Source organism: Moellerella wisconsensis (assembly GCF_022592395.1).
In the GTDB taxonomy this organism is placed as follows: domain Bacteria; phylum Pseudomonadota; class Gammaproteobacteria; order Enterobacterales; family Enterobacteriaceae; genus Moellerella; species Moellerella wisconsensis.
The window spans coordinates 3,344,287-3,370,808 of sequence record NZ_CP093242.1 but is presented as its reverse complement, the minus strand read 5'-3'; the positions used below and the strand labels follow the sequence as shown (position 1 = coordinate 3,370,808).

Annotated in this window: 19 protein-coding genes; 12 read left to right on the top strand and 7 right to left on the bottom strand. The window is 38.8% G+C overall.

Annotated elements, in window-relative coordinates; all coding sequences use genetic code 11:
• The first annotated feature begins 30 nt into the window (after window positions 1–30).
• The 6 genes from MNY66_RS14705 to MNY66_RS14680 all read left to right on the top strand — a co-directional run bounded on the left by MNY66_RS14705 (window position 31) and on the right by MNY66_RS14680 (window position 7,456).
• Window positions 31–735, top strand: coding sequence for a DUF484 domain-containing protein (locus MNY66_RS14705; protein WP_047254912.1), 705 nt, complete (start codon window positions 31–33; stop codon window positions 733–735).
• Window positions 732–1,649, top strand: coding sequence for a tyrosine recombinase XerC (gene xerC / locus MNY66_RS14700; protein ID WP_241501141.1), 918 nt, complete (start codon window positions 732–734; stop codon window positions 1,647–1,649). Before MNY66_RS14705 ends, xerC begins: the two co-directional genes overlap by 4 nt.
• Complete coding sequence (gene yigB / locus MNY66_RS14695; RefSeq protein ID WP_047254914.1) at window positions 1,649–2,365, top strand: 5-amino-6-(5-phospho-D-ribitylamino)uracil phosphatase YigB; 717 nt, start codon at window positions 1,649–1,651, stop codon at window positions 2,363–2,365. Before xerC ends, yigB begins: the two co-directional genes overlap by 1 nt.
• A gap of 60 nt (window positions 2,366–2,425) precedes the next feature.
• A complete protein-coding gene (uvrD, locus tag MNY66_RS14690) occupies window positions 2,426–4,588 on the top strand; it encodes a DNA helicase II (RefSeq protein ID WP_241501140.1) in 2,163 nt (720 codons plus the stop codon).
• Window positions 4,589–4,978: 390 nt separating this feature from the next.
• Window positions 4,979–5,563, top strand: a complete 585-nt coding sequence (locus tag MNY66_RS14685) for a 2OG-Fe(II) oxygenase (RefSeq protein ID WP_241501139.1) — start codon at window positions 4,979–4,981, stop codon at window positions 5,561–5,563.
• 816 nt (window positions 5,564–6,379) lie between these two features.
• The gene (locus MNY66_RS14680) at window positions 6,380–7,456 is read left to right on the top strand and encodes a hypothetical protein (RefSeq protein WP_047257373.1); all 1,077 of its coding nucleotides are present in this window, start codon (window positions 6,380–6,382) and stop codon (window positions 7,454–7,456) included.
• Window positions 7,457–7,544: 88 nt separating this feature from the next.
• On the opposite strand, the gene MNY66_RS14675 is transcribed toward MNY66_RS14680, so the two are convergent.
• The 4 genes from MNY66_RS14675 to MNY66_RS14660 all read right to left on the bottom strand — a co-directional run bounded on the left by MNY66_RS14675 (window position 7,545) and on the right by MNY66_RS14660 (window position 13,076).
• The gene (locus MNY66_RS14675) at window positions 7,545–9,266 is read right to left on the bottom strand and encodes an amidohydrolase (RefSeq protein ID WP_047257374.1); all 1,722 of its coding nucleotides are present in this window, start codon (window positions 9,264–9,266) and stop codon (window positions 7,545–7,547) included.
• A gap of 128 nt (window positions 9,267–9,394) precedes the next feature.
• Complete coding sequence (locus MNY66_RS14670; RefSeq protein WP_047257375.1) at window positions 9,395–10,747, bottom strand: APC family permease; 1,353 nt, start codon at window positions 10,745–10,747, stop codon at window positions 9,395–9,397.
• Between the two features lie 747 nt (window positions 10,748–11,494).
• The gene (gene rarD, locus MNY66_RS14665) at window positions 11,495–12,388 is read right to left on the bottom strand and encodes an EamA family transporter RarD (protein ID WP_047254951.1); all 894 of its coding nucleotides are present in this window, start codon (window positions 12,386–12,388) and stop codon (window positions 11,495–11,497) included.
• Between the two features lie 217 nt (window positions 12,389–12,605).
• Window positions 12,606–13,076, bottom strand: coding sequence for a thioesterase family protein (locus MNY66_RS14660; protein WP_241501138.1), 471 nt, complete (start codon window positions 13,074–13,076; stop codon window positions 12,606–12,608).
• A 177-nt stretch (window positions 13,077–13,253) separates the two neighbouring features.
• Between MNY66_RS14660 and pldA the strand changes: the two genes are divergently transcribed.
• From pldA to MNY66_RS14635, 5 genes are all read left to right on the top strand, one after another.
• Window positions 13,254–14,153, top strand: coding sequence for a phospholipase A (pldA, locus tag MNY66_RS14655; RefSeq protein ID WP_047254953.1), 900 nt, complete (start codon window positions 13,254–13,256; stop codon window positions 14,151–14,153).
• 478 nt (window positions 14,154–14,631) lie between these two features.
• Window positions 14,632–16,461: an ATP-dependent DNA helicase RecQ gene (recQ, locus tag MNY66_RS14650; protein WP_047254954.1), complete on the top strand. Its 1,830-nt coding sequence runs from the start codon at window positions 14,632–14,634 to the stop codon at window positions 16,459–16,461.
• An 11-nt stretch (window positions 16,462–16,472) separates the two neighbouring features.
• Window positions 16,473–17,468 (top strand): lysophospholipase L2, encoded by a 996-nt coding sequence (gene pldB, locus MNY66_RS14645; protein ID WP_047254955.1) that lies wholly within the window; start codon window positions 16,473–16,475, stop codon window positions 17,466–17,468.
• Window positions 17,469–17,486: 18 nt separating this feature from the next.
• A complete protein-coding gene (yigL, locus tag MNY66_RS14640) occupies window positions 17,487–18,296 on the top strand; it encodes a sugar/pyridoxal phosphate phosphatase YigL (RefSeq protein WP_047254956.1) in 810 nt (269 codons plus the stop codon).
• Window positions 18,297–18,673: 377 nt separating this feature from the next.
• Window positions 18,674–19,462 (top strand): tetratricopeptide repeat protein, encoded by a 789-nt coding sequence (locus tag MNY66_RS14635; protein ID WP_047254957.1) that lies wholly within the window; start codon window positions 18,674–18,676, stop codon window positions 19,460–19,462.
• A gap of 551 nt (window positions 19,463–20,013) precedes the next feature.
• Here MNY66_RS14635 and mscM read toward each other — a convergent pair.
• The 3 genes from mscM to rsgA form a co-directional block, all read right to left on the bottom strand.
• Window positions 20,014–23,349 (bottom strand): miniconductance mechanosensitive channel MscM, encoded by a 3,336-nt coding sequence (gene mscM, locus MNY66_RS14630; RefSeq protein ID WP_047254958.1) that lies wholly within the window; start codon window positions 23,347–23,349, stop codon window positions 20,014–20,016.
• Window positions 23,350–23,379: 30 nt separating this feature from the next.
• The gene (asd, locus tag MNY66_RS14625; RefSeq protein ID WP_047254959.1) at window positions 23,380–24,291 is read right to left on the bottom strand and encodes an archaetidylserine decarboxylase; all 912 of its coding nucleotides are present in this window, start codon (window positions 24,289–24,291) and stop codon (window positions 23,380–23,382) included.
• A 318-nt stretch (window positions 24,292–24,609) separates the two neighbouring features.
• Window positions 24,610–25,662, bottom strand: a complete 1,053-nt coding sequence (gene rsgA, locus MNY66_RS14620) for a small ribosomal subunit biogenesis GTPase RsgA (RefSeq protein WP_241501137.1) — start codon at window positions 25,660–25,662, stop codon at window positions 24,610–24,612.
• A 137-nt stretch (window positions 25,663–25,799) separates the two neighbouring features.
• Between rsgA and orn the strand changes: the two genes are divergently transcribed.
• Complete coding sequence (gene orn / locus MNY66_RS14615) at window positions 25,800–26,345, top strand: oligoribonuclease (RefSeq protein WP_047254961.1); 546 nt, start codon at window positions 25,800–25,802, stop codon at window positions 26,343–26,345.
• Window positions 26,346–26,522 lie beyond the last annotated feature (177 nt).

The following is a 26,522-nucleotide window of genomic DNA, read 5'->3' as shown; positions in this document are numbered from 1 at the left end:
TGGCGTTTGCGCGTTAATAAGAGGTCGATGATGGATAAAATAGATGTAAAGCTCAGCGTGTCCGCTGATCTTGATGATCAGACGGTAGCGGAGTATTTACAAAACCATCCGGAGTTTTTTCTCCGTAATGCCCTGCAAGTTGAACAAATGAAGGTACCGCATCCGGTGATTGGCGCAGTTTCATTACCTGAATGGATTATGAATCGGCAGCGTATTCAGCTGCAGCAGCTAGAGCAAGATATTCTGTTTATCGTCGAGCAAGCGAGAGAAAACCAGCAGTTATTTGATCAACTATTAGCGCTAATCATCGAGTTGGCAACAGCCGGTAGTTTGAGTGAAATGTTAAATCGATTAAACCGTTGGGCGAAATATTTAGGTTTATCTAGTGCATCGATACGACTATTTAGTGATCGGTGGAATTTATCTGCGCCGCTTGATGCCCAAGATTTAGTTCTTCATCGACCTCAATTTGACGCTATTCGCCTGCAACGGTTTGGTGAGCAGAAAACGTATTTAGGCAGTTTAAACGGCTCGGAATTACTGTTACTACTGCCAAATACCATGCATGTAGGTTCAGTGTCTATTTCGTTACTCGGCCCTTGTGGTGAGTTAGGCGTACTCATTTTTACAAGCCGAGATAGACAGCACTATCAGGCAGGAATGGGGACGGTGATGTTGGAAAAGCTGGCACAATTACTGCCGCGTTTATTGTCGAAATGGATCTCTCGATTATGAGTAGCCAACTACATGAGCAATTAGCAGAAAAAACAGAGATATATTTACAATATTTGCGAGTTGAACGACGTTTAAGTGCGGTCACGATTACTAATTATCGCCGTCAATTGGCAACGGTGATCCAAATGCTGGTGGAGATGAAAATTGACGATTGGGCAAAAATGGATACCCCGATCGTACGTAATATTGCGGCGAAAAGTCGACGAGCAGGATTACAATCTGCCAGCATGGCATTGCGTTTATCTGCATTGCGCAGTTTTTGTGATTGGATGGTACAGCAAGGCGAATTAACCGCGAATCCAGTAAAAGCGGTACGGGCTCCAAAAGCAAAAAAACCGTTACCGAAAAATATGGATGTTGATGAAATCGCTCAGTTACTCAATATTGATCAAGGCGATCCCTTATCGATTAGAGATCGCACGATGCTGGAAGTTATGTATGGTGCGGGACTCCGTCTCTCTGAACTGGTTGGTTTAGACATCTCGCATGTTTCACTTTCAACGGGTGAAGTCCGGGTGATGGGGAAAGGCAGCAAAGAGCGCAAAGTTCCTTTGGGGCGGACGGCGGTTAACTGGTTAACGCAGTGGCTTGAAATGCGTGAATTATATGAGCCAGAAGATGATGCGATATTTGTCTCTACTCAGAGTGGGCGACGAATGTCAGCGCGAAATGTACAAAAACGTTTTGCACTATGGGGTATTAAGCAGGGTGTGAATAGCCATATTAATCCCCATAAACTTCGTCACTCATTTGCGACCCACATTTTGGAATCGAGTGGCAACTTACGGGGTGTGCAGGAATTATTGGGACATGCAAATCTGTCAACAACTCAGATTTATACCCATCTTGATTTCCAACATTTAGCCAATGTCTATGATGTCGCTCACCCCAGAGCAAAGAGGGAGAAATCTTAATGCATTTTTATCGACCATTGGCCCCCATCAAAGCGATGACGTTTGATCTGGATGATACGTTGTATGATAACCATCCCGTGATTGAAAAAACTGAGCGGCAAGTTTTGCAATTTATTCGTGAATTTGATCTACGTTTTGCTCAATTTAATCATGACGATCTCGATGCGTATCGACAGATCTTGCTCGAGCAAGACGCCAATATTTATCATGATGTGACGGAATGGCGTTGGCAAGCCGCAAAAATGATGCTGTGTCATTACGGTTATTCTCGAGAACAAGCAATTCAAGGCGCGGATGACATCATGGCTCACTTTGCTTATTGGCGTAATCAGATTAATGTGCCGGAATCGACGCATACCACATTAGCGGCATTAGCAGAAAAACTTCCTTTAGTGGCGATAACTAACGGTAATGCAGAACCTGCCGCTTGCGGTTTAAATGATTATTTTCAGTTTGTTCTGAAAGCCGGCCCAGATGGTCGCTCTAAGCCATATTGTGATATGTATTGCTCTGCCGCAGATAAATTAAATATTCCTGCCAACAATATTTTGCATATAGGGGATAATTTACAGACCGATATCGAAGGTGCTATCCGCAGCGGTATGCAAGCGTGCTGGATAAATATGGACAATAAAACGTTAATGGCAGAAAAAGAGAGCCGGTTAGTTCCGCATATTGAAATTTCAAATTTGGCTTCTCTGCTGACGCTGTTATAATTCTTTTCTCTGGATAAATCCACAGTGGTTTTATACTGCTGTACTGCTTTGATGGTAATTATGGACGTCTCTAATCTGCTCGAAGGCCTAAATGATAAACAGCGTGATGCAGTGGCTGCAGCACGAACTAATCTCCTAGTATTGGCGGGGGCGGGCAGTGGTAAAACCCGTGTTTTGGTACACCGTATTGCTTGGCTGATGTCAGTAGAGCATGCTTCGCCGTTCTCAATCATGGCGGTGACGTTCACCAATAAAGCAGCCGCAGAAATGCGTCATCGTATCAATCAATTGATAGGCAGTAGCGAAGGCGGTATGTGGATTGGGACGTTTCATGGTCTTGCCCACCGCTTATTGCGCCAGCATTATATGGATGCTGGATTACCCCAAGATTTTCAAATTCTCGATAGCGATGATCAATATCGATTGATCCGTAGATTGCTTAAAGCGATGAATCTCGACGAGAAACAATGGCCGCCACGTCAGGGTATGTGGTACATCAATGGGAAAAAAGATGAAGGTCTGCGCCCGCAGCATATCGAAAGCTATGGAAACCCAGTCGAATCAACATGGCTTAAAGTTTATCAAGCCTATCAAGAAGCTTGTGATCGTGCTGGGTTAGTTGATTTCGCTGAATTATTATTACGTGCCCACGAATTATGGCTGAATAAACCACATATTCTTAATCATTATCGTGAACGCTTTACCAATATTTTGGTAGATGAGTTTCAAGATACTAACAGTATTCAATATGCTTGGATTAGAGTATTGGCGGGTGATACAGGTAAAGTAATGATAGTGGGGGATGACGACCAATCTATTTATGGTTGGCGTGGTGCGCAAGTTGAAAATATTCAGCGTTTTTTGAAAGACTTTCCGGGAGCGGAGACTATCCGCCTTGAACAGAACTATCGTTCAACCAATAATATTTTGAAAGCCGCTAATACTTTGATTGCGAATAATAGCGATCGATTAGGTAAAAATTTATGGACCGAAGGCGGCGATGGCGAGCCGATTTCTCTCTACTGCGCTTTTAATGAATTAGACGAATCGCGTTATGTCGTGAGCCGAATCCGCCAGTGGCATGAAAATGGTGGAGCATTGCGTGATTGCGCGATTTTATACCGCAGTAATGCTCAGTCCCGAGTACTGGAAGAAGCCTTAATCCAAGGGGCCATGGCGTACCGAATTTATGGCGGCCAACGTTTCTTTGAGCGTCAAGAAATTAAAGATGCACTCTCTTATTTGCGCTTAATCGCTAATCGTAATGATGATGCTTCGTTTGAGCGTGTTGTTAATACACCAACGCGTGGGATTGGTGAGCGTACATTAGATACGGTTCGACAAACAGCTAGAGCGCAAAAATTAACATTATGGGAAAGTTGCGAATATTTAATTAGGGAACAAATACTTGGTGGCCGAGCCGCCGCAGCCATTGAACGTTTCCTTGAGTTAATTGATGCCTTAGCTACAGAAACGCAAGAACTGCCTCTGCACGGACAAGCAGATCGAGTCATTAACGATTCTGGGCTACGCGCGATGTATGAGCAAGAAAAAGGCGAGAAAGCTCAAGCTCGTATTGAAAACTTAGAAGAATTAGTTAATGCAACACGTGATTTCAGCTATCAAGATGAAGATCAAGATTTAATGCCATTACAGGCCTTTTTATCCCATGCAGCATTAGAATCAGGCGAGAGCCAAGCAGATGCTAATCAAGATGCTGTTCAGTTAATGACATTACACTCTGCTAAAGGTCTTGAATTTCCGGTGGTCTTTATGGTCGGTGTTGAAGAAGGAATGTTCCCCAGCCAAATGTCATTGGATGAAAGTGGCCGCTTAGAAGAAGAACGTCGTTTGGCTTATGTTGGGATTACTCGCGCGATGGAAAAATTGACGATCACTTATGCTGAAAGTCGACGCTTATATGGCAAAGAAGTGTATCACCGTCCTTCTCGTTTTATTGGCGAATTGCCTGAAGCCTGTATAGAGGAAGTACGCCTACGCGCTACGGTTTCACGCCCTGTAAATCATCAGCGCTTAGGGACACCAATTAGCAGCAATGATAGTGGGTATGCGCTAGGACAACGCGTTATGCACGCTAAATTTGGTGAGGGCACAATTATTAATTTGGAAGGCAGCGGTGAGCATTGCCGATTGCAAGTCGCTTTTCAAGGACAAGGGATTAAATGGCTGGTGGCGGCTTATGCGAGATTAGAAATCGTTTAAACTATTCTCTTATCGGTTAGATATATTTATTCTTTTTTGTATATGCTGCATTATGCCGCGGTGGTAGGGTTATCATCGCCGTGGCATCCCTGTATTTTTTCTTTACAACAAGATTAATTTTTTCAATATATTTATCAATTCTCGTTGAATCTTATCTATCACTCTGCTCTATTCACGCTTTTTTTGAGGCTATCTATTTAATATTGTTCTTATTTCACTGACCTATTTTTAGCTGATAATTTCTTAGCTTAAGCTATGCCTATAATCCGACCTATGATTTAACTTTATTCTTGATATGCTAATTTAATCCTTGCGATTTAAGTTTTTAATTTTATATTTTCCAGTTTGTGAAGTATAAAATCACTCCATTTAACTGAAGGTTAAATTATCATGAAATCTGAACATTTAATTGACGCTTTAGCGACTCAGGGCTGGTATATCTGGGACGATTTTTTGAGTTTGAAACAAGTGCAGGAAATCAAGCTGGCTATTCCGCAGCAGCTTACTGATGCACGTATTGGTAATGGTGAGAAGTTACAAGAGAATAAAAATATCCGTGGTGATCAAACTCTTTGGTTAGAGCCTGAGATGGGTGAACCAATAGCCCTTTATATGGATAAAATGGAAGAATTAAGGCAACTCATTAATCGGCAGTTGTATCTCGGTTTACGTGATTTCGAAACGCACTATTGCCGTTATCCACAGGGGGCATTTTATAAAAAACACTGTGATAATTTTCAAGGTAAAGGGCTACGTAAAGTAACTACCGTACTGTATCTAAATGAATTTTGGCAGCTGGGTGATGGTGGTGAGTTGGCCATGTTCAATAATGATGATCAGCAATTAGCGACCGTCGATCCTATCGGTGGCCGGTTAGTGATATTTATGTCAGAAGATTTCCCTCATGAAGTTCTGCCAACAAATATAGAACGTTGTAGTATTGCGGGCTGGTTCCTCAGTCAAAAAGTATTTTAATTTTTCATTTATAACAAGATAAATTAATTAGCCTATTACCACCTCTTATTTAGAGGTGGGCTTTTTATTCAGCCTATTTACAGCTAAAGCTTATTGTTTTATTTTTGATTCTCTAGTAATGTTCAAACTCCTTATTGAAGGAGATTATCGGAGAAGTAAATGTGTATTATATGAGGAGTAAGTTATTGTTAGAAAATTACTAATAAATTAATATAAATAATAAAAGTGATTAAATAACAATTAACTTATGAAACTAACTTATAGTAATAGTGTATACAAACTGGAGATATTTTAGGTAATGGACTATCTAATAATAGAAATCTTATATCATTGTATTATGTCAAAAATCTATAAACGAGATAATAAAGATGAGTCTTTATAATATGCAATCAAATATTTTGGATGATGAGTTCACTCTTAGTAGTGATGCAATAAATACTTCTGGTGTTGATTATTTAATTAATAATATAAGTTATTGTGATAATCAGAGTGTTGATAGTGTAATTTTTATCATATCTATGCCAATATAATACTCAATAGATTGTTTGTTTTAAATGTTGAATTATAATTTCATATAATTTTTGTTTTTAATATCTACTATTTATTAATTTTTAATTTTATTTTCAAACAGTATTAATAATATTGATTTTTTATAATTAGAATATAAGTTATTATTTAATATAGATTATGGCTTTAATTTACACATAATTAGTTTCCATTCTGGTTATGATTTTAGTTTAATTATATATTACTCTTTTTATTTATGTCGCTTTTTCTTATTCATTAAATTTAACTATAGAAGGATATATAATAAATATGGATATTAATAATAAAGATAATCATGAAATAAATCAAGAAATTGATATGCAAATTAGAGTTTCTACGGCTAAGCATCAATTTCCTGTGTTATCTGATTTATATTTTGAATACAAAAAAACATTAGTGGATTCAATTAATGAATTAAATAATATAAAAAATAATTATTTTGAGAATGCTAATGCGGATGAATATACTAATCTAGTAGACATGTTAGTGAAATCAATTGATATTGCCATAATGAATGGAGTGAATAATAGTAGAGAATATATGGAGGCAGATATTGAAAGAGGAATACCATTAGCTGAATTAGCAAAAATTCCTGAGAGCAACTCTCCATATACAGTAATGGAACTAATTAATTTAGAGAAAAATATAAATGTGATAAATAATGAGCTAAATGATGTTGTTGCTCATAAAAACTTTATTGATCAACGTTATTTTAATAAAATAATGATGATCGAAGCGAATGAAACCATATCATTCGCTGATATGAATATTGATCAAATCCCTAAAAATATAATTACGTTATTTGAAGATATTTATAATAAGCAAAATAGTTTTGAATTAAAACTTTATGAGTGGCAGGTAAGTACAACAGAGTTGCGTTCTCAACGTTTATTGATTAAAAGTGATGCACTGATGTCAATTTATAGTGAAAGAAGTGGCGATAATGAAAAATATCGGCAATTTAGTCAAAGTGTTTCTAACGATTTAGCACATTACAATGATACTGAAGATTATATTAGCCAATTACCTGAGTTAGAAAAGCGAGTTAAATTTATTGAGGAAATCTCTGAAGATAATTATTCAGCTGAGCTTGATGCTGAAAAAATAGCAAAACAAAATCTTATACATCTAATACAAGAGACAGTTTATAATTTATCTAATATTATTAATAAAAATAATATCGCTGATCATAATGAGATGCTAAAAAATCAAATATCAGGTTTTTCTGTCGATCAAATGAGTTATATATCGAAGGGAGAACATTCAATGGATCTTTCCAAACCAGCAATCTCTTGTTTTGAGCCAGCGAGAAGTACAGGGGCTATTATTCTCAGCTCTATTATTTAAGTAATAAGTTTTTTTAGATTTATACATAAAAATCGGATGATCTACGTAATAGCATCATCCGATTTAATTAATTTATATCAGTAACAAATTAATGAACAATATGTACTGTTTTACCACCGACAATCGTACAAAGTACTTTAACGTTAGCGATATCATCAGGCAGAATTTGGAACACATTGCGGTCCAAAATAATCATATCAGCAAATTTGCCTGGCTCTAACGAACCAATCACCTCTTCTCGATGTTGGGCATAAGCTGAATCAATGGTTGCTGCACGCAAAACTTCCGTCACAGTTAAATTGCGATCAGTATCGAGCCGAGGCGCTTTTTTTCCATCGATATCATGACCTCGACGTGTTGCTGCTACCTTCAAATCATACCATTCATCGAAATCATCGATTGGCCAGTCGCTACCAAAAGCGACTGTTGCGCCGGCATCAATAAATTTGGCGATAGGCTCAAGGTCTTGAAATCGGGTTTCGCCAACCATATTGCGCTCAAATTCAGACAGCTCAGGTGTCGGTGCGGCCCATTGAAATGATAGACAAGCAATCGTACCTAACCGAGCAAATCGTTGATAATCTTTAGGATTAACTAATTCATTATGTGCGAGACCAGGGCGAATATCTTTTTCTGGATGTGCAATACGCATTTTTTCAATCGCATCTAATACAATCGAAATTGCTCCTTCGCCAACAGTATGCAAATGCGGATCGTAGCCTGCGGCCGCAATTTTTTCTAACAGTTCATCTAAGATTTCAGCGGTGAAATAAAGGTCACCATAGTTGTCAGTTTCTTGCCAATCGGGTTGTGTTTCTGAGCCTTTATTGACGCGATAAGGTGCCAATAAAGAGGCTGTCATGGTTGGATATTGTAAAACACCATCGACAAACATCTTGATATTTCGCAGACCAATACCCGGTGCTGGCGTCCATTCTGCTTGGTGCCATTGTTTAGCGAATGCAACGGCTTTATCGACCGCTGCTGCTACGGATGCTATATCCGGCGTTTCATCAGGAGTAATTTCCCGAGCGGCTTGAAAACGAACCGTTAAATCGTTGCGTTGTTGTAATTCAGCAAAAGCGGCTAATTGCTGCTCTGAAACACGAGCATCCATGACCGTAGTGACACCTTGCTGATTTAATACTTTTTGAACCAACTCAGCGACTTCTACGGCCTGATCATCTCGAATAGACGGAATGCTGTCTGCTGCACGCATAGCTGGAGCATCTTCTAAAATTCCGTTTAACTCTCCATTAGGATGCTTGCCAATTTTACCATCCGGTGGAGTGGGTGTTTCTTTGGTGATACCAAGTAATTCTAGAGCTCGACTATTTGCTAACAAAGTATGGCAGTCATTGGAAAATAGGACGACAGGGCGTTTGGTGTTCAATCGATCCATATCTTCACGATACATATCAATACCTGCTGGTAGCATTCCTTGACGCAACCATGCCGTAACTTTGAGCCAGTCATTTTCACCAGTACGTGGATCTTTATCTAAGTGAGATTGAACCCGTTGCAATATTTCATCGATAGTCAGCGATTCATAATTTAGATGACAGCCAAATAACTGTACACCTCCCCAGAAGGGATGCATGTGGCCATCAATGATACCGGGCATCATCATTTTACCTTCGAGATCAATACTCTCGGTTTCTGGTCCGACATAACGCTGTAATTGCTCTGCGCTGCCACAAGCGAGGATATAACCATCTGCAACAGCGATAGAGTCAACAACGGTATTTTGTTGGTCAGCAGTATAAATATAACCATTGAAATAAATAACATCTGCAACTTTATTGTTCATTTTGCAACCAATCCATAATAAGCGGCATCATTATCTATATAGTTATGCTAAAGGCTATATAGTTATGCCGAGAGAAAAAACAACGGAAGAGTGGTGCGCTCTTCCGCAGTAATAACTTGATAATATGTTTAATTAATAATCATATTAACTTCATCATCAGAAATTGCCGGCGGTGTTCGAGTAAAACCTCGTGTGAGTAATGTAAGATAAAGCACGCCAATTCCGAGCCAGATTAATCCAACCGTAAAGGCTTCGCGGTCAAGGCTAGTCCATAGCCAAAGAGTCAGCAGTACACCAATCGAAGGCAGTATGAAGCAAGTAACATACTGTTTGGCAGTAAGTTTTTCTTTACTATCGATAATGAAATGTTTGATTACCGTCAGATTTACAAAAGTAAAGGCAATTAATGCACCAAAGCTAATCATTGATGCAACCATGCCTAATGAAAGAATCAATGATAATAATGAGGCTATCGCGACAAAAATAATCGAGAATACTGGGGTATTAAGGCGTGGATGCAAATAGGCAAACAGAGGACGAGGTAATACGCCTTCACGACCCATGGCATACAGGATGCGCACAATACTAGCCTGAGATGTCATTGCTGAGGCGAATACACCAATCACATAGGCCGTAATAAAACTGGAAGCCATCATTGCGCCGCCAACTTTTTCCATTACCGCTAAGCTAGCAATATCTGGGTTAGGAATAAAATCTTGCCATAGCGGATAAATTAAATGCGCGCTATAAGAAATAATAATAAATAGGGCACCCGCGATAAATACAGTATATAGAATCGCTTTTGGTAATGCTCGGCGTGCATCTTTAGTCTCTTCTGCCATGGTTGAGATAGCATCAAATCCTAAGAAAGCTAAACAGAGGATCGCGGCACCGCCAAAGACACCAGACATTTGATTTGACGCCACGGTGATAGGTGCCAGTAAAGCCTCGGTATCTAAGGTAAATGAGGTTTTAAAACTTAAATATAAAAATATACCGATGAATACTAATTGCATAAAAATAATCAGCATATTCATTGAGTTAACGAGACGGATCCCCAGAATATTTAAACCACTTACAATCAGTATCGTTGAGCAAATAATAACGCTCATTGGTATTGCCGGAAAGGCTTCATGAACGAAAATACCAATAGCAATATAATTAATAATGGGTAAAAATAAGTAATCTAGTAATTGTGCCCAACCAACCACAAAACCGAGATTACCGCCAAATGTTTTTTGTACGTAAGAATATGCGGAGCCAGAAAGTGGCAATGCATGGGTCATACGGCAATAGCTGAGAGCGGTAAATAGAACCGCAGAGAGAGTAATGATATAAGCGATAGGTAGATGACCTTCGCTTAGTACCGTGACTTGCCCATAGGTTGTAAAAATGCCGAGTGGCACCATATAGGCTAATCCGAAAAATACTAATGCAGGCGTGGTGAGTACACGCTTCATGTGAACGTTATTCTGTTGCATTTATAAGCCCTTCCCAAAAGCCTTAAAACGTATCAACTCTTTCTGAATAAAACAGGCGGAGTGAAGCTAAAATGCAGCAATATAACCAACGTTATAGCGATATAACGTTAAGCAATAAATACCACACAATGGTTTAAAAGATAGATACGGTTGCCTATTGATTTTGATTCAAATTCACTAGGTTAAAACCGATACTGCAACCAATTTCAGAAAACCTCGCACCAGAAATTTGTTATAAATCCTCGTGCGCACTTTAATGAAACGTCAGTGATGAAACGGACCATCACCATCCGCTGGGGTGGATGCAATCGGCGTACAATATAAAGACCTAATACTATTTAAGCAATTAATTATTTATAACAACAAGTAAAAAACTTTATGTTATAAATCATAGGATAAGATAGAAGTTAGTCGATAATTAGCCATTATTTTTTATAACTAAATGAAAAGAAAGTAAATTATTTATATCGTAATTATGAGTAAGCTTAAGATATAAAAACTAATTTATTAAGTTAATTATATTTTTAGAGTGATAAATTAATTATCTTATTGTTTTGATTATACATTGTAAATTTTAAGATTAATTTTGAATCAGTCTCTGATATTAGATTTAATACAATTTGTTATTTAATTAAATCCATTAAACACATTAAATATTAAAACATTAATAGTATTGATGTTTTTAATATAATCTCTCTCATAATGGATTAATAATCGACAGAATGAGAGAGAGATACATAATAAAGATTATTTTTTACGTAATTTTCTTTGGGTATATAGAGCATCTAAAGTAAATAGAATTAATGCAAACCAGATAAATCCAAAGGTGACTAACAATTCGGTAGTGACATGTTCGCCATATACTAATACGGCTAATAAAAACATAATTGTTGGACCTAAATACTGAAAGAATCCCAGTGTTGATAGGCGTAGATGGTTAGCCGCTTCCGTAAATAATAGTAAAGGAACCGTGGTGATAATGCCCGCCGCAATGAGTAATAGATTCAAATTCCAGCTATTGAGTGACATATTACTGGTTGGGCTGTCGGCAAAACAGAGCAGATAAATTACACCAATAGGTAGTAACCAGAGAGTTTCAAACATCATGCCGGTTTGTGCATCAATCGCCAATTTTTTACGTAATAATCCGTAAAGAGCAAAACTGAATGCTAAGCTTAAGCCAATAATAGGCACTGAGCCGAATTGCCACAATTGGATTAACACACCAGTCACGGCTAAACAGACGGCAACCCATTGCATACGACGAAAACGTTCATGCAAAAATAACATACCAAATAATACATTGACCAACGGGTTAATAAAATAACCTAAGCTGGCTTGTAACATATACCCATTATTCACCGCCCAGATATAAATCAACCAGTTAGTAGCAATAGTTACTGCGGTAATGACTAAAACAAGTAATTTTTTAGGTTGTTTAATAACCTGACGAACATAACACCAATGTTTCGTCACGGTGAGTAATGCCAGCATAAAAAAGAATGACCAAATAATACGATGAGTCAGGATTTCTTCTGCGGGAACTTGTTGGATACTTTTAAAATAAATCGGGGCAATACCCCAGATAAAATAGGCACCTAAAGCACATAATACGCCTTTGGTTGTGTTTTGCTGGCTCATTATTAACTCTGATAATTAGAAAAAGTCCGAAAGACCAAATATTGATTGATCGCTGAAAGATGGGCTGCGATAAACCCCAGTTAATGAGTTGATAATGTGACATTGGGCAGTTAAATTTACAAGTGTTTTAATTACGCTAGTGACTATTTCTATTTTATATTTATTAGTGCTTATTTAGTCTCATACTATTATTCAAGTTATAAGTATAAATTTACTGTTATCCGACTAAATAAGTGGCTGTTGCACTAGCAATATGTTGATTTTTATCATTATGTAGTTCAGAGCGGGTAACGGATATTTTATTGCCATTACGTAAAATATTGGCGCTTGCGATAAATTTATTCCCACGGCCAGGACGCAAATAATCAACACGCAAATCAATCGTTCCCATACGTGACATACGGTCAATAATCATCTCGTGAGATAACGGTTCAATGCGTGTTAGCAGTTGATTAATACATACCATTCCTCCGGCAACATCTAAAATGGCAGCAATAACGCCTCCATGTAATATTTGCTGACTAAAATTGCCAATTAATTCGGCTTTATTATCCAGCGCTAATTGAACAAAATCCATTTCTAGTCGCATAAGTTTTATGCCAATTAGCTGATTAAATGGCATTTTATAGATAAAGGCATCGCTCATCAGTTGGGTAGCTTGTTCTAACGTATAAATTTTTTTGTGCATGTTTGTTAACCTTTGGTAGCAATTATTAACATAAACCTAGCATTTGATAATCTTTTTGTCTTTGTATGATTAAACTTAATTTTCTTTGGATAATAAATATTCGATATATCTCAATGTTTATGTGTAAAATGAATGCATATACAAGTGTTATTTTTGTGATGAATAGGAATGTGAAGGATGCATGCGTTACGGAATTTAATCAGTGTTGCACTGTTTTGGCCGATTGTCCTCTTTGCTGCACAAAACCCTGATCAGGAGACTGATCAACCCCAAACGTCTAATAATTCGACAATGATCAGAGGAAGTATTCTTTCAGGATTAATGCAAAACTATGATAATCCATTTGTTTTATATCCTTATGAGTCGAATTATATTATTTATACCTATACCTCAGATTTAAATAAACAGGCGATTAAGAGTTATGATTGGGGCAAAGATGCCCTCGATGATGAAGTTAAATTTCAACTGAGCCTGGCATTTCCTCTGTGGCGTGGTATTGCGGGGGATAACTCTGTATTAGCAGCATCCTATACACAGCGTTCTTGGTGGCAGCTCAGTAATAAAAAAGAGTCATCGCCGTTCCGTGAAACCAATTATGAACCACAATTATTTATTGGCTGGTTAACGGATTATCAATTTGCTGGTTGGACTTTCCGTGAAATTGAAACAGGTTTTAACCATGAATCAAATGGTCGATCAGATCCTACCTCTCGTAGCTGGAATCGTATTTATGCGCGTTTTATGGCCCAAAAGGGTGATTGGCAGGTCGATTTAAAACCATGGTATCGATTGAACGAGAGCCGTGGTAGTGATGATAATCCCGATATTAATAAATACATGGGTTATTATCGTTTAAAAGTCGGCTATGCATTGGATGATAAGAACGTCATTACCGTTACCAGCCGGTATAACTGGAATACCGGTTATGGGGCAGCAGAGTTAGGGTGGAGCTATCCGCTGACTAAACATGTGCGCTTATATAGCCAGTTATTCAGCGGTTATGGCGAATCGATGATTGATTACAATTTTCGTCAAACCCGAATCGGCCTCGGCATCATGTTGAATGATATAATGTAAGTAAAAATCCGCTTAATCTCCAACTGTATAGGTTGGGGATTGGCGGGGATTAAGATGTGAATAGGCGGGATTTTTGTGTTAGATTCAACCTCATTAGTGAGGTAACCGAGGCTATTATGGGCGTTGATGCTTATATAGGCGCGTAGCATTTTTGTATCAAACTGATAAGTGCTCAGCCGCTATCATATTAGCAGGCAATAAAGTGGTTGTTTTGGGGTGTTATTTATTCATTGTGATATTTTTATCTGGCTTAATTCATCTTAATTGATTCACTTTAAGCGCTGAATAATGGTGCTGTACAATATATTTAAGAAATATATTTAATAAATATATCTAAGCAATATAGCTAATCAATATAAATACTTGCGTGGTATTTAGCCATGATAGCCTGAACAATCTTATTGGCTGAGCAAGATATCTGCTAGTTTTCTTTCTTTTGCCGATAGGGCATAAACACTGGTGTAATTCGAGGAATCGCGTGTCGACCGCAGAAGTTATTGACTCTCTGTTGTTAGCGGAAAGTGTACTAAATAGTACTTTTGGTTATCAACATTTCAGACCCGGACAAGAAGACGTTATTCGAACTATTTTGGATAATCAGGATTGTCTCGTCATCATGCCAACGGGGGGCGGTAAATCTCTGTGTTATCAAATTCCGGCGTTGGTACGAGAAGGGTTGACGCTGGTGGTTTCTCCGTTAATTTCTTTGATGAAAGATCAAGTGGATCAGTTAACGCTTCAAGGCGTTGATGCAGCCTATCTTAATTCAACACAAACATCGCTACAGCAACGTGAAATTTTAGATAATTGCCGTAGTGGAAAGATACGTTTATTGTATGTCGCCCCTGAACGATTATTGACAGACAATTTTTTAGATCAGCTCGAAAGCTGGAATTTAGGCTTATTGGCGGTGGACGAAGCCCACTGTATTTCCCAGTGGGGGCATGATTTTAGACCTGAATACCGTGCTTTAGGTCAATTAAGACGCCGTTTCACTAATTTGCCAGTGATAGCATTAACCGCTACCGCTGATGATACAACACGCAGTGATATTATTCGCTTGTTAGAAATGCGCTCGCCCTTGGTTCATATCAGTAGTTTTGATCGCCCTAATATTCGTTACACCTTAGTAGAAAAATATAAACCTTTAGATCAACTTTGGTTTTTTATTAAAGGGCAAAAAGGTAAATCAGGTATTGTTTATTGCAATAGCCGCAACAAAGTAGAAGAAATTGCCGGGCGTTTACAGAAACGCGGCTTGAGTGCTGCCGCCTATCATGCGGGATTAGAAACTCAGCAGCGTGAATGGGTACAAGATGCATTTCAAAAAGATGATTTGCAGGTGGTAGTTGCTACTGTGGCTTTTGGTATGGGTATTAATAAATCTAACGTGCGTTTTGTGGCTCATTTTGATATTCCTCGCAATATAGAATCCTATTATCAAGAAACGGGCAGAGCGGGGCGAGATGGCCTACCTGCAGAGGCTATATTATTTTATGATCCTGCTGATTTAGCTTGGTTACGTCGTTGTTTAGAAGAAAAAACACCGGGGATGCAGCAAGATATTGAGCGGCATAAATTAAATGCAATCACTGCTTTTGCTGAGGCTCAAACTTGTCGCCGCTTAGTTTTATTAAATTACTTCGGTGAAAATCGACAAACAGCCTGTAATAACTGCGATATCTGCCTTGATCCGCCGAAACAATATGATGGTTTAGTGGATGCACAAAAAGCACTTTCCTGCATTTATCGTGTTGGGCAGCGTTTTGGTATCGGTTATATCGTTGAAGTATTACGGGGTTCAAATAACCAACGTATTCGAGAATTAGGTCATGATAAATTACCGGTATATGGCATTGGTCGAGAGCAAACCAATGAATATTGGGTAAGTATTTTACGCCAATTAATTCATCGTGGCATGATTATTCAAAATATATCGCGCTTTTCTGCGTTACAACTGACTGAATCAGCGAGGCCTGTTTTGCGGGGTGAAGTTCCATTGCAACTGGCAGTACCTCGAGTATTATCGGTCAAAACGCGTAATCAGAATAATAAAACCTATCAAGGTAATTATGATAAGAAATTATTTGCGAAACTGCGTAAACTCAGAAAGTCGATAGCCGATGAAGATAATATTCCGCCGTTTGTTGTATTTAATGATGCGACACTGATTGAAATGGCAGAGCATTGTCCAACAACTTCAGCTGAATTATTATTAATAAATGGCGTTGGAGAGCGTAAATTAGAGCGCTTCGGTGATTCATTTATGGTGTTAATCCGTGATCATTTAGCAGGGCATGATGAATAAAGGAAGATAGAATGAATGCAGAAAGTTTAAAAGAGAGTTGGTTAACCCGAGAAACGCAATTTTCTGCTTTTACTAATGGTTCTCTTTTAGACTTTTGGAATCAACGCGAAGAAGACCAATTTCTTGGCATTGATAATATACCCATCCGTTATGTCCGTTTTATTAATTCATCGCATAATAAAGCCATTGTAATCTCCCCTGGTAGAAGCGAAAGCTATATTAAATATCCAGAAGTAGCCTACGATTTTTTCCATCTTGGTTACGATATTTTTATTATTGATCATCGTGGGCAAGGGCGATCTGGTCGTATGCTCGCAGATCCGCAAAAAGGGCACGTTGAAAAATTTAGTGACTATATTGATGATTTTCAGACTTTTATTGAGTTAGAAGTTAAATGTCGGCATTACCTCAAATGCTTTGCCGTTGCGCATTCAATGGGGGGGGCTATTCTCAGCGGCTATTTGCTGCGTGATAGTATTACTTTTGATGCGGCTGCATTGTGTGCACCAATGATTGGGATTAATTTGCCACTACCAGGCTGGCTGGCTAATTTTATTGTTGAAAGAGCAGAACCGCGGTCAGCTATTCGTAACGATTATGCGGTTTCTACCGGCAAATGGCAGCCATTACCCTACTTGATTAATGTGTTAACCCACAGTTATGAGCGTTATCGGCGCTATTTACGCTATTACGCAGATTATCCTGAGTTACGTTTAGGCGGTCCCACATACCATTGGATCCGCGAAAGTTTTGCGATTGGTAAGCAGTTGATAGCTAAAGCCGGAGAGATTGATCTGCCGCTCATGGTCTTGCTAGCGAGTGAAGATAAAGTCGTCAGTAACCGTGAGCTGATGGCTTTTTGTGATGCGAGACGGGCGGCTCAAACAGGAAGAGATGAAAAAATGCCTTTAGTTATTGAAGGGGCTCATCATGAAATCTTGTTTGAAAGTGACGCATTGCGTGCGATGGCTCTCAATTCAATCTGTGATTTTTTTGATCAGTTTTAAGTTAGCTAGGAAAAATGCATGAAATATCCAGTAGTTGCTTCAGATTTAGATGGTACATTGTTATCACCGAACCATGACCTAACCCCTTTGACTAAACAAACCCTGAAATTATTGACAAAACAAGGTATTCACTTTGTTTTTGCTACAGGGCGTCATCATATAGATGTCGGGCAAATTAGAGATGGGTTAGAAATTGACGCGTATATGATCACATCCAATGGTGCGAGAGTACATAATGCACAAGGTGAATTGATCTTTAGCCATAATGTCGAGCCTGAGATTGTCCAAGATCTGTGTTTAATTGAATTTGAACATCCTGAGATTTTGACTAATTACTATCGAGGTGATGAGTGGTTGATCAATCGCGAAAGTCCTGAACAAAAAGAGTTTTTTAAAGAATCGGTATTTAATTATAAGTTATTCGATCCTCGTGATTTTGATACCTCTGAAGTATGCAAAGTTTATTTTACCAGTGAAGATCATGATCTTTTAGTGGCATTGCAGCAACGGATCGAAGAGCGTTGGCAAGAGAGAGTCAATGTGACGTTCTCTTTGCGAAACTGTCTAGAAATTATGGCAGGAGGGGTCTCTAAAGGGCGTGCATTAAAGCAAGTGGCTGAATTAGAAGGTTATCAATTATCTGATTGTATTGCGTTTGGTGACGGTATGAACGACCGTGAAATGCTAGAAATGGCAGGTAAAGGCTGTATCATGGAAAATGCTCATCAAATGCTGAAAGATATTCTGCCACATATGGAAGTGATAGGCTCAAATCGAGATGACGCAGTCGCTGATTATCTGCAAAAACTTTATCACGTTAAGGTGTAACTTAACTGAGCCGATAATAGGCTAATACACAGGTTTATTGAATAATTTCCTGTGTATTAGCTGCTAGAATAACAAAAGTAAGTAATATTTAGGATTTATCGATTGTTATTTATTCAGAGAATCGTGTTTAATGGTTGATAGCTGCAGATATCTAACTCTTTACGGAATAATAAAATTCATTTTTATGGATTATAGCGGTAAAAATAGGCGTTATTACAAATAGTAGAAAACTAAATAAAGTAAATTTTCTTATTCGTAATGTATTGAAATGAAATTTGACTATTAAAGAATTAAATTTAGGCTTAGTCTATTTCAGGAGTTAGCTGCAGATTGTCATTTAGGTGGTCGTTTTGATTTATTGATGGAGTTTTTACTGAATGAAAAAGTTATGTTTAGCGTTATTTGTTGGCTCGATTTGTTTTAGTTCATTTTCATTCAATGCTATTGCAGTTCCACCTAAACCCGAACAGACGATAGAACAATTAAAACAAGCGGCGGAACAAGGTAATATTCAGGCGCAATTTCAGCTCGGTGAAAACTATTTCTCGGGTACAGGGGTCTCTCAAGATACTAAACAAGCTGCCGAATGGTATTTAAAAGCCGGTGAGCAAGGAAATGCTGAAGCTCAGTTTAAATTAGGTACTATGTATGTGAATGGATTTGGTGTCCGTAGGGATTATGAGCAGGCTATCAGTTGGTACGAGAAAGCAGCGGCACAGGGCAATACTCGTGCACAAAGCAATATGGCGATGATGTACGCTCAAGGATTAGGTGTCACTCAAGATCTTAAAAAAGCGGCTTATTGGTTTAAATTAGCGGCTCAAGGTGGCTATGATCTTGCTCAGTTTCAAATGGGGCAACTGTATTCAACCGGCAGTGGCGTTGATCAAGATTATACAAAAGCTGTTTTTTGGTACCGTAAAGCGGCAAAACAGCATGATGGTAAAGCACAAGATCGTCTCGGCGGTATGTATGCTGAAGGTAAAGGTGTAACGAAAAATTTAGTTCAGGCTTATGCGTGGTTAGCCGTAGCAATAGATAATGGAAATAAAGAAAGTAGTCGATTACAGAAAAAAATAGAAAAACAACTGACTGCCAGTGAATTAAATAAAGCTCAAGCTCTTGCTACACGCTATATTAATTCTTATGGAAAAATGGATAAATAAATTTATAACTCAGGCAATCTAAAATAGACCTCTGCCTGAGTTAATTTATAAATTTGCTAGTCCAATTTAAATCTGGATACTAGTTAGAGTAAAAGTAATATCCCATCATAAAAAGCACTGATAAAATAATATATCCCCAACTAAGACGATAAAATCGATTATATTCTCTATATCTCCGAATCATTATCTTTTCATGATGATTTGAAAGTTTTCTGATTGTATATCTATAAAGTAAAATATAAAGAAGACAATATCCCTGCCATAAATATAAAATATAGTTAGCAAATATTTTCCCTATAATCAATAAAATAACCAGTGGAAGTAAAAAGAATAAAATAGAAGCGATTCGTTCTAATTGAATAATACGTAATTTTATTGTCTGATCTAATTCATTCACTGGGTTATGTCCAATTATTTTTATTTTTAGCTATATTTACGTTATATATCGAGTGGTTCAGAATATTTACTCATCTTTAATCTGAACCACTGATATCTTTATTTTTCTATCTATTTTTCTATTTAGTCTTTTATTTTTATAGTTATAACTAAAATTATAGATCTCCGCTCTTACGTGGCGCTGATCTCGCTGAGATATTCATGCTCGTATGACTATTATTTTCAGTCACATCCACTCGGGCTTGGAATGGCGGGAATGGTAATGGAATACCTTGTTCGGCAAAGGCAGCTAAAATGTTTTGATGGATCTCATGGCGGGCGGGTAAACGGTGTCCCATTTCTGATGCAAATACACGTAATTCAAAGATTTGGATCCCTTGTTGCAAGTCGACCAAATACACTTCAGGCGTCGGGTTATCTAAAATCATCGTCGAACGTTTAGCGGCAGTAAGCAGCACTTCTGTGACTTGTGCGCTATTCGCCTCTACCGGCGCAGGAATAGTCATGACTATACGGGTAATATTGTCGGACAACGACCAGTTAATAAATTGTTCGGTAATAAAAGCCTTATTAGGAACAATGATTTCTTTTCTATCCCAGTCGGTTAGGGTTGTCGCTCGGGTATTAATTTTAGTGATGCTGCCGGTCAAATTACGGATAGTCACAGTATCGCCGATACGAATCGGTTTCTCGAATAAGATCATTAATCCAGAAATAATATTGGCAAATATTTCTTGCAAACCAAAGCCTAACCCGACCCCCATTGCAGCAATAAGCCATTGTAATTTAGACCAATCTATTCCGAGTAATGAGAAACCGACAATGCTACCTATCAGCGTAATGCTGTATTTGGTTAACGTGGTAATGGCATAGCCTGTCCCCGGAGTGAGGTCTAAATGTTGCAGTAAGACTAATTCGAGCAGTGCCGGTAAATTTCTGACTAGCTGAGCGGTAATAATTATTACCAATATAGCGATAAAAATAGAACCCATGGTAATCGATTGAATGGTATCCACGCCGTTGGCACTGGATGTTACATCCCATAGGCGGATATTTTCAAGGAAGGAAAATGCGGAGTGTAATTCAGACCATAACCAGATTAATGAAACCAGCGCTATCATCGTTAAAATAGAACGTACTAATCCCAGCGACTGCGCGCTGATGGTATCTAAATCAATTACGGTTTCTTCAATATCGATAGAGCCTTCTCCGCTGGCGCTATGAATATTGTCTTCATCACCTTTGGCGCGGTTGGCCAACATATCGGCACGTCGTTGTTTGGCACGGTCAAAAGCTAGTTTTCGTCGCTGAATCGACATCCATCGACGAATGATATGGTAAATAATTAACAGCACAAACCAGATAGCTACCGAGGTTTCTAAGCGGCCTAATAGTGCCTGAGACGTTGAATAGTAGCCCAGTATAGAGAAAAAGGCTGCCAATATAGGCGCAACCAACAACATGCCCCATAAGGCGCTATTAATAAAGTTTTCGCCGGAACCATGCCTATCAAGATAAAGAGGCACACCAGCCCGTTTCAAGTTATTGGTAATTAAGCTTAATGCAACGCAAAGGAGAATAAAGCAGAAACGCCCAATCGTCGGCGCAAATTCACGGTCGCTATAATATTCAAAGGTAATTAGCGCCATCATTAATGGCACAATCATGAAGATAGCTAAGCGGTAATAGCGCATGGCGCGTTTTACGCTCTCTTTTGACCAACCAAAATGTGCGATGAATAGCCCGTTCGGGCGCGAAAAAGTGGCGCTGATCATAAATAACCATAAAACGGGTGTTGTCGCACTGACACCATAACCAATAGCGGTAGCCATCGGGTCTTGCCATGCACTTTGTAAACCATAGCCAACAGCCGACCACAGCATGGGTAAAGGCAAGGCGACAATGATTGACCAAAAGACGGTTCTGACGGTTAAATAAAAATAATCTTGTGTCACTTTCCCAATCCGCATGCTCGAGCGGTCTAAGAATGACTGGTAATGTTTGCGAGTACTGATGCTGAAAATAACGAGGATCAGTGAGCCCAGTAAATAGAGAAACGTATTTTGAGTGGTCAGCATGACCTTAATCGCACTGGTTAATTGCGAAAGTGTGTCTAACGACAACAGCTGAGTGATATTTTTGGCAAATAATAGTGGATAATTGAGTGAAACCGGCGAAACATCGGGCACCCAGAACATATAACGATGAGTTGCATCTTTGACTTCAGTTAGTGCATCAGTTAATTGACTGGTCGCGACTTTGAGTTTAGTGAGTTCTAATATTTCAGCATCGTAACCTGAGATTAATGATCCAAGTAACTCTTTGCGAGTATTTAGTAAATCTTTATATACCTGAATTTGGTCTGGATTTAAGGCGCTTTCTTGTTCTTTTTGGGCAATATCATATTTATCTATGCCTTCTAGCATATCTTCGAACTTTAATCGTTCAACCCGTAAGTCGATGATATTTTTATCTAATTGCTGTGCCTTGGGCATCTCTGGTAAGCGAGATAATTGAGTTCTTAATGCTTCGCCTAATGTGGTGGAACCATTTAGCCATTGCGCCTGTTCTTTGATAGTACTGAGCGCTTGTTTGACTTGTTGAATATTGGCAGAGGCAACAGTTTGCTGCTTAGTAATGCTGCTCATTCGTTTGGCTTGCTCTGTCAAATCCTGAGACAGCGTACGATTGATTTCAAGCTGTTTTTTCAGAAAAGGCGTTAATTCACCTTGTTCTGCGAGCATATCGGTATGTTCGAGGGCTAAAAAGGCTTTTTGCTGGCGCTGATTATTCTGATAATCGCGTAATTGCTGTAATTCTAATTCAAGTAACTGATAACGTTTTTTATACAGCTCAAGCGACATGCGTGAAATTTCCTGCCTATTATTGGCAGAAAGTTGCGCCATTTCTAATTCATTAACTTTTGATTTGCGAGCGCTTACTTCGGCTTGAGCCATTGAAGACTGTGCTTCGGATAGTGGAGTGCCTGAAGAACTGAGTCCCTGTGCGCGATTTGTAGCGTCAGATAATAGCCTACGAGCTTCTGATAATTGCTGTGGAAGTAAGCCGAGCGATTCGCTGATTTCTCGGCCTCTATCTTGTTCTTGCTGTATTTGTCGGCTTTGATCGAGAAGTTGGCTGCTAATGCGTATAATTCGCTGATCCAGTTCGCTTAAGCTGATATTTTCAGCAATACGTGGCGGCTGATCAGGTTCATTCAGAATATTTTTTCTGAGGGTTTTGACGATAGTAGGAAAGTTATCAATTGCTTCCTGATATGTTTTGGCTTTGGCATCATATTCTTTGGCGTCAGACAGCCAATTTAAGGCGCCTTGTATCGCTTGAGCCGTTTCAATATCTTTGGGGTTTTTACTCGATTCAAGCGATTTGAGCTCCTGCTTGAGCAGGTTTTCGTCTAGAGCAGAATTAGTCGCCGCATTAGACGAGAAGACGATCAACAGGCTGATAAAAACACTGATAATCAAACGCACAATAAGGAGCTCCTTGACAAATTAGCCAGACTATTCTTGAACCAATTTAGTGGTTTCAAACTCAGTTTGAGCTATGGGATGCTTGGCTTCAGCTAATAATTCACCCATACGAGTGGCATAGCCGGGCATTAATGCGGAATTAAAGGTAATTTTATCCGCTTCAAACAGGTTAATGACGGTCGAGCCTAATTTAAAGCGTCCCATCTCTTGTCCTTTTTTCAGGCAAACAGCATCTTCAGCACCTTTATCTGGATAAACCCAGCGTTTAATAATCCCTTCGCGGGTATTATTCACGCAGCCACTCCATACGGTTTCAATACTGCCTACAATAGTTGCGCCGACTAAAATTTGTACCATTCGACCAAATTCAGTATTAAAGACACAAATTAGTCGTTCATTACGGGCAAATAAATTGGGAACATTAGCTGCAGTGAGCGGATTAACTGAAAAGAGATCTCCCGGAACATAAATCATTTCAGTCAATACACCATCACAAGGCATATGGACTCGGTGATAGTCGCGAGGTGAAAGATAGGTGGTAATAAACTCACCGCCACGGAAATGCTCAGCAAGTAAGTAATTACCCGCTAACAAAGCTTCGGTACTGTAATAATGACCTTTGGCCTGAAAAATTTGATCGTCATTAATACGACCAAATTGGCTAACTGCGCCATCGGCAGGCTGGGCTAATGTATTTTCACCGGCGATAATTGGTCTTACGTCGGATTTTAACGGACGAACAAAAAACTCATTAAAGCTGCGATAGGCACTAAATTCGCTGTTTTGCGCTTCCTTCATGTCAACTTTATAAACTTTGGCAAACAGTTTGATCGCTAATTGAGTGATGCTTCCTGCATGTTTACTCGCGAACCAGCCAGCTAAGCTAGTAAGTCCTTGTTTTGGTAATAAATACTGTAAGCGTATCTTCAATTTGTCCAGCACGTTAACCTCAGATAATTAGGGTGGAAATCAGGAAAAAGGCACACATTGTACCTGCGCTTTCGGTATTAGGCTATGGTGTTTAAATAATCTAAATTATCATATAAAAACTGATGTTATCGCTATGACAATAACATCAGTTGTTGGGGCTAGTTTCAATAATAAGTTCACCGTTTATGGCTAATTTCAGAGTAATACTTGCCCTTATTTTAAGTCATTAGCTTAAAATATAGTGATTACTTACCTACTTTGTTTATAACTGTTTAAGTCATAATTTTTGGAAGTAACCCTTTAATTTAATTAACTATTTTTTTAAATAAATTATTTCTCGGTACTGGTGAAGTTACGACGCGGCTTAACAGCTTCCATACTTTCGAGTATTCGATGATAGTTTTCAAAGCGTGATTCAGAAATTTTCTCTTGTTCCACCGCTAACTGAAGAGCACAGCCCGGATCGTCAAGATGTTTACAGTCACGGAATTTACAACTGCCCAGATAATCTCTAAATTCGACAAATCCTTTGGTGACTTGTTCCGTGGTTAAGTGCCATAACCCAAATTCACGCACACCCGGTGAATCTATAACCTGTCCACCTTGGGTAAAGTGATATAAACGCGCGGTGGTGGTCGTGTGTTGGCCTAATCCTGAATTATCAGAGACATCATTGACCACAATTGGTTTTTCATTTTGGGGCAGCAGTGTATTGAGCAAACTTGATTTACCGACACCAGATTGGCCGACAAAAACCGATATTTTGTCTACTAATGTGTTAGTGAGTGCTTCCATTCCTTCGCCAGTATGACTAGAAACCTCGATCACTTGATAGCCAATTTCTCGATAAATATCCATTAAGTCGCCAACCCATTGACGATTTTCTGCGTCTAATAAGTCAATTTTGTTGAGCACAATAATCGGCTCGACATTTAACGTTTCACAGGCAACAAGATAGCGATCGATGATATTTAACGATAATTCGGGTAAAATTGCTGACACAATAACAATTTGGTCGATATTGGCGGCAATAGGTTTTAACCCATCATAATAATCTGGGCGAGTTAAAACGGAATGACGTTCATGGACAGCTTCGACGACGCCATAGGCGCGACGATCTTCTTGTACTTGCAATGCTGGGCGCCAGACAACGCGGTCACCAGTCACTAATGATGAAATTGTTCGGCGCAGGTTACAACGCTGTATGCTACCATCTTCTGCCTCAATATCAGCGTGTTGCCCGAAACGACTAATAACCAGTCCTTCCTGTGCTTCACCGAGTTGGTTATCATCAATCTCGATATTCTTCGGTTTCTTTAATCGACGTTGATGGTTGGCCTGCACTCGGCGCTGCTGGCCTTTTGACAGTTTCTGTTTAGCCACCTGATCTCTCTTCTATTGTTGAATAAATATTGTTGAATAAATTATTGGTTGAGTTGATTCGTTTCTTGGCTTATCGCAGAGCGATGTTAAAAGCGTTATCATACACTAAACTAGCCTGAGTGAAGTTAGGATATATCATGCACAAAAATGAGAACAATTTAATTTGGATCGATCTGGAAATGACCGGATTAGACCCAGAACGTGATCGTATTATTGAAATTGCCACAATAGTGACCGATAGTCAGCTAAATATTCTGGCTGAAGGTCCAGTAATTGCAGTTCATCAATCTGCTGAGCAACTAGCATTGATGGATGAATGGAATGTAAAGACCCATACTGGTAGCGGGCTGGTTGAGCGCGTTAAGAACAGTGTAATGGGGGATCGTGAAGCCGAGTTAGCCACTATTAAATTCTTACAGCAGTGGGTTCCCGCCGGCGTATCTCCAATTTGTGGTAACAGTGTTGGGCAAGATCGTCGTTTCTTATTTCGCTATATGCCTGAATTGGAAAAATATTTTCATTATCGTTACCTTGATGTAAGTAGTTTAAAAGAACTTGCACGCCGGTGGAAGCCTGAGATATTGACCGGGTTTAGTAAAAAAAATACCCATCAAGCACTTGATGATATTCGTGAATCAATTGCTGAATTAGTCTACTATCGCGAAACATTTATTAAATTGTAATAAATGTTAATGTGTTGATATAAAAAGAGTTTGATAAATGATGATTAAACCTCCAAGTTGACGATTTAATCATCATTTAGACAAAAAAATAAAAAAATTGCCAAAATGGGCTTGCCTGTCGGCATATTTTTCGTATAATGCGCTCCCCATACCGGTGAAGTTTTTTGTTTGTTCGGT

Excerpts from the sequence above, each read along its gene's own strand:
- MNY66_RS14705 (WP_047254912.1), top strand. The coding sequence starts at position 31 with ATGGATAAAATAGATGTAAAGCTCAGCGTGTCCGCTGATCTTGATGAT.
- xerC (WP_241501141.1), top strand. The coding sequence starts at position 732 with ATGAGTAGCCAACTACATGAGCAATTAGCAGAAAAAACAGAGATATAT.
- yigB (WP_047254914.1), top strand. The coding sequence starts at position 1,649 with ATGCATTTTTATCGACCATTGGCCCCCATCAAAGCGATGACGTTTGAT.
- uvrD (WP_241501140.1), top strand. The coding sequence starts at position 2,426 with ATGGACGTCTCTAATCTGCTCGAAGGCCTAAATGATAAACAGCGTGAT.
- MNY66_RS14685 (WP_241501139.1), top strand. The coding sequence starts at position 4,979 with ATGAAATCTGAACATTTAATTGACGCTTTAGCGACTCAGGGCTGGTAT.
- MNY66_RS14680 (WP_047257373.1), top strand. The coding sequence starts at position 6,380 with ATGGATATTAATAATAAAGATAATCATGAAATAAATCAAGAAATTGAT.
- MNY66_RS14675 (WP_047257374.1), bottom strand. The coding sequence starts at position 9,266 with ATGAACAATAAAGTTGCAGATGTTATTTATTTCAATGGTTATATTTAT.
- MNY66_RS14670 (WP_047257375.1), bottom strand. The coding sequence starts at position 10,747 with ATGCAACAGAATAACGTTCACATGAAGCGTGTACTCACCACGCCTGCA.
- rarD (WP_047254951.1), bottom strand. The coding sequence starts at position 12,388 with ATGAGCCAGCAAAACACAACCAAAGGCGTATTATGTGCTTTAGGTGCC.
- MNY66_RS14660 (WP_241501138.1), bottom strand. The coding sequence starts at position 13,076 with ATGCACAAAAAAATTTATACGTTAGAACAAGCTACCCAACTGATGAGC.
- pldA (WP_047254953.1), top strand. The coding sequence starts at position 13,254 with ATGCATGCGTTACGGAATTTAATCAGTGTTGCACTGTTTTGGCCGATT.
- pldB (WP_047254955.1), top strand. The coding sequence starts at position 16,473 with ATGAATGCAGAAAGTTTAAAAGAGAGTTGGTTAACCCGAGAAACGCAA.
- yigL (WP_047254956.1), top strand. The coding sequence starts at position 17,487 with ATGAAATATCCAGTAGTTGCTTCAGATTTAGATGGTACATTGTTATCA.
- MNY66_RS14635 (WP_047254957.1), top strand. The coding sequence starts at position 18,674 with ATGAAAAAGTTATGTTTAGCGTTATTTGTTGGCTCGATTTGTTTTAGT.
- orn (WP_047254961.1), top strand. The coding sequence starts at position 25,800 with ATGCACAAAAATGAGAACAATTTAATTTGGATCGATCTGGAAATGACC.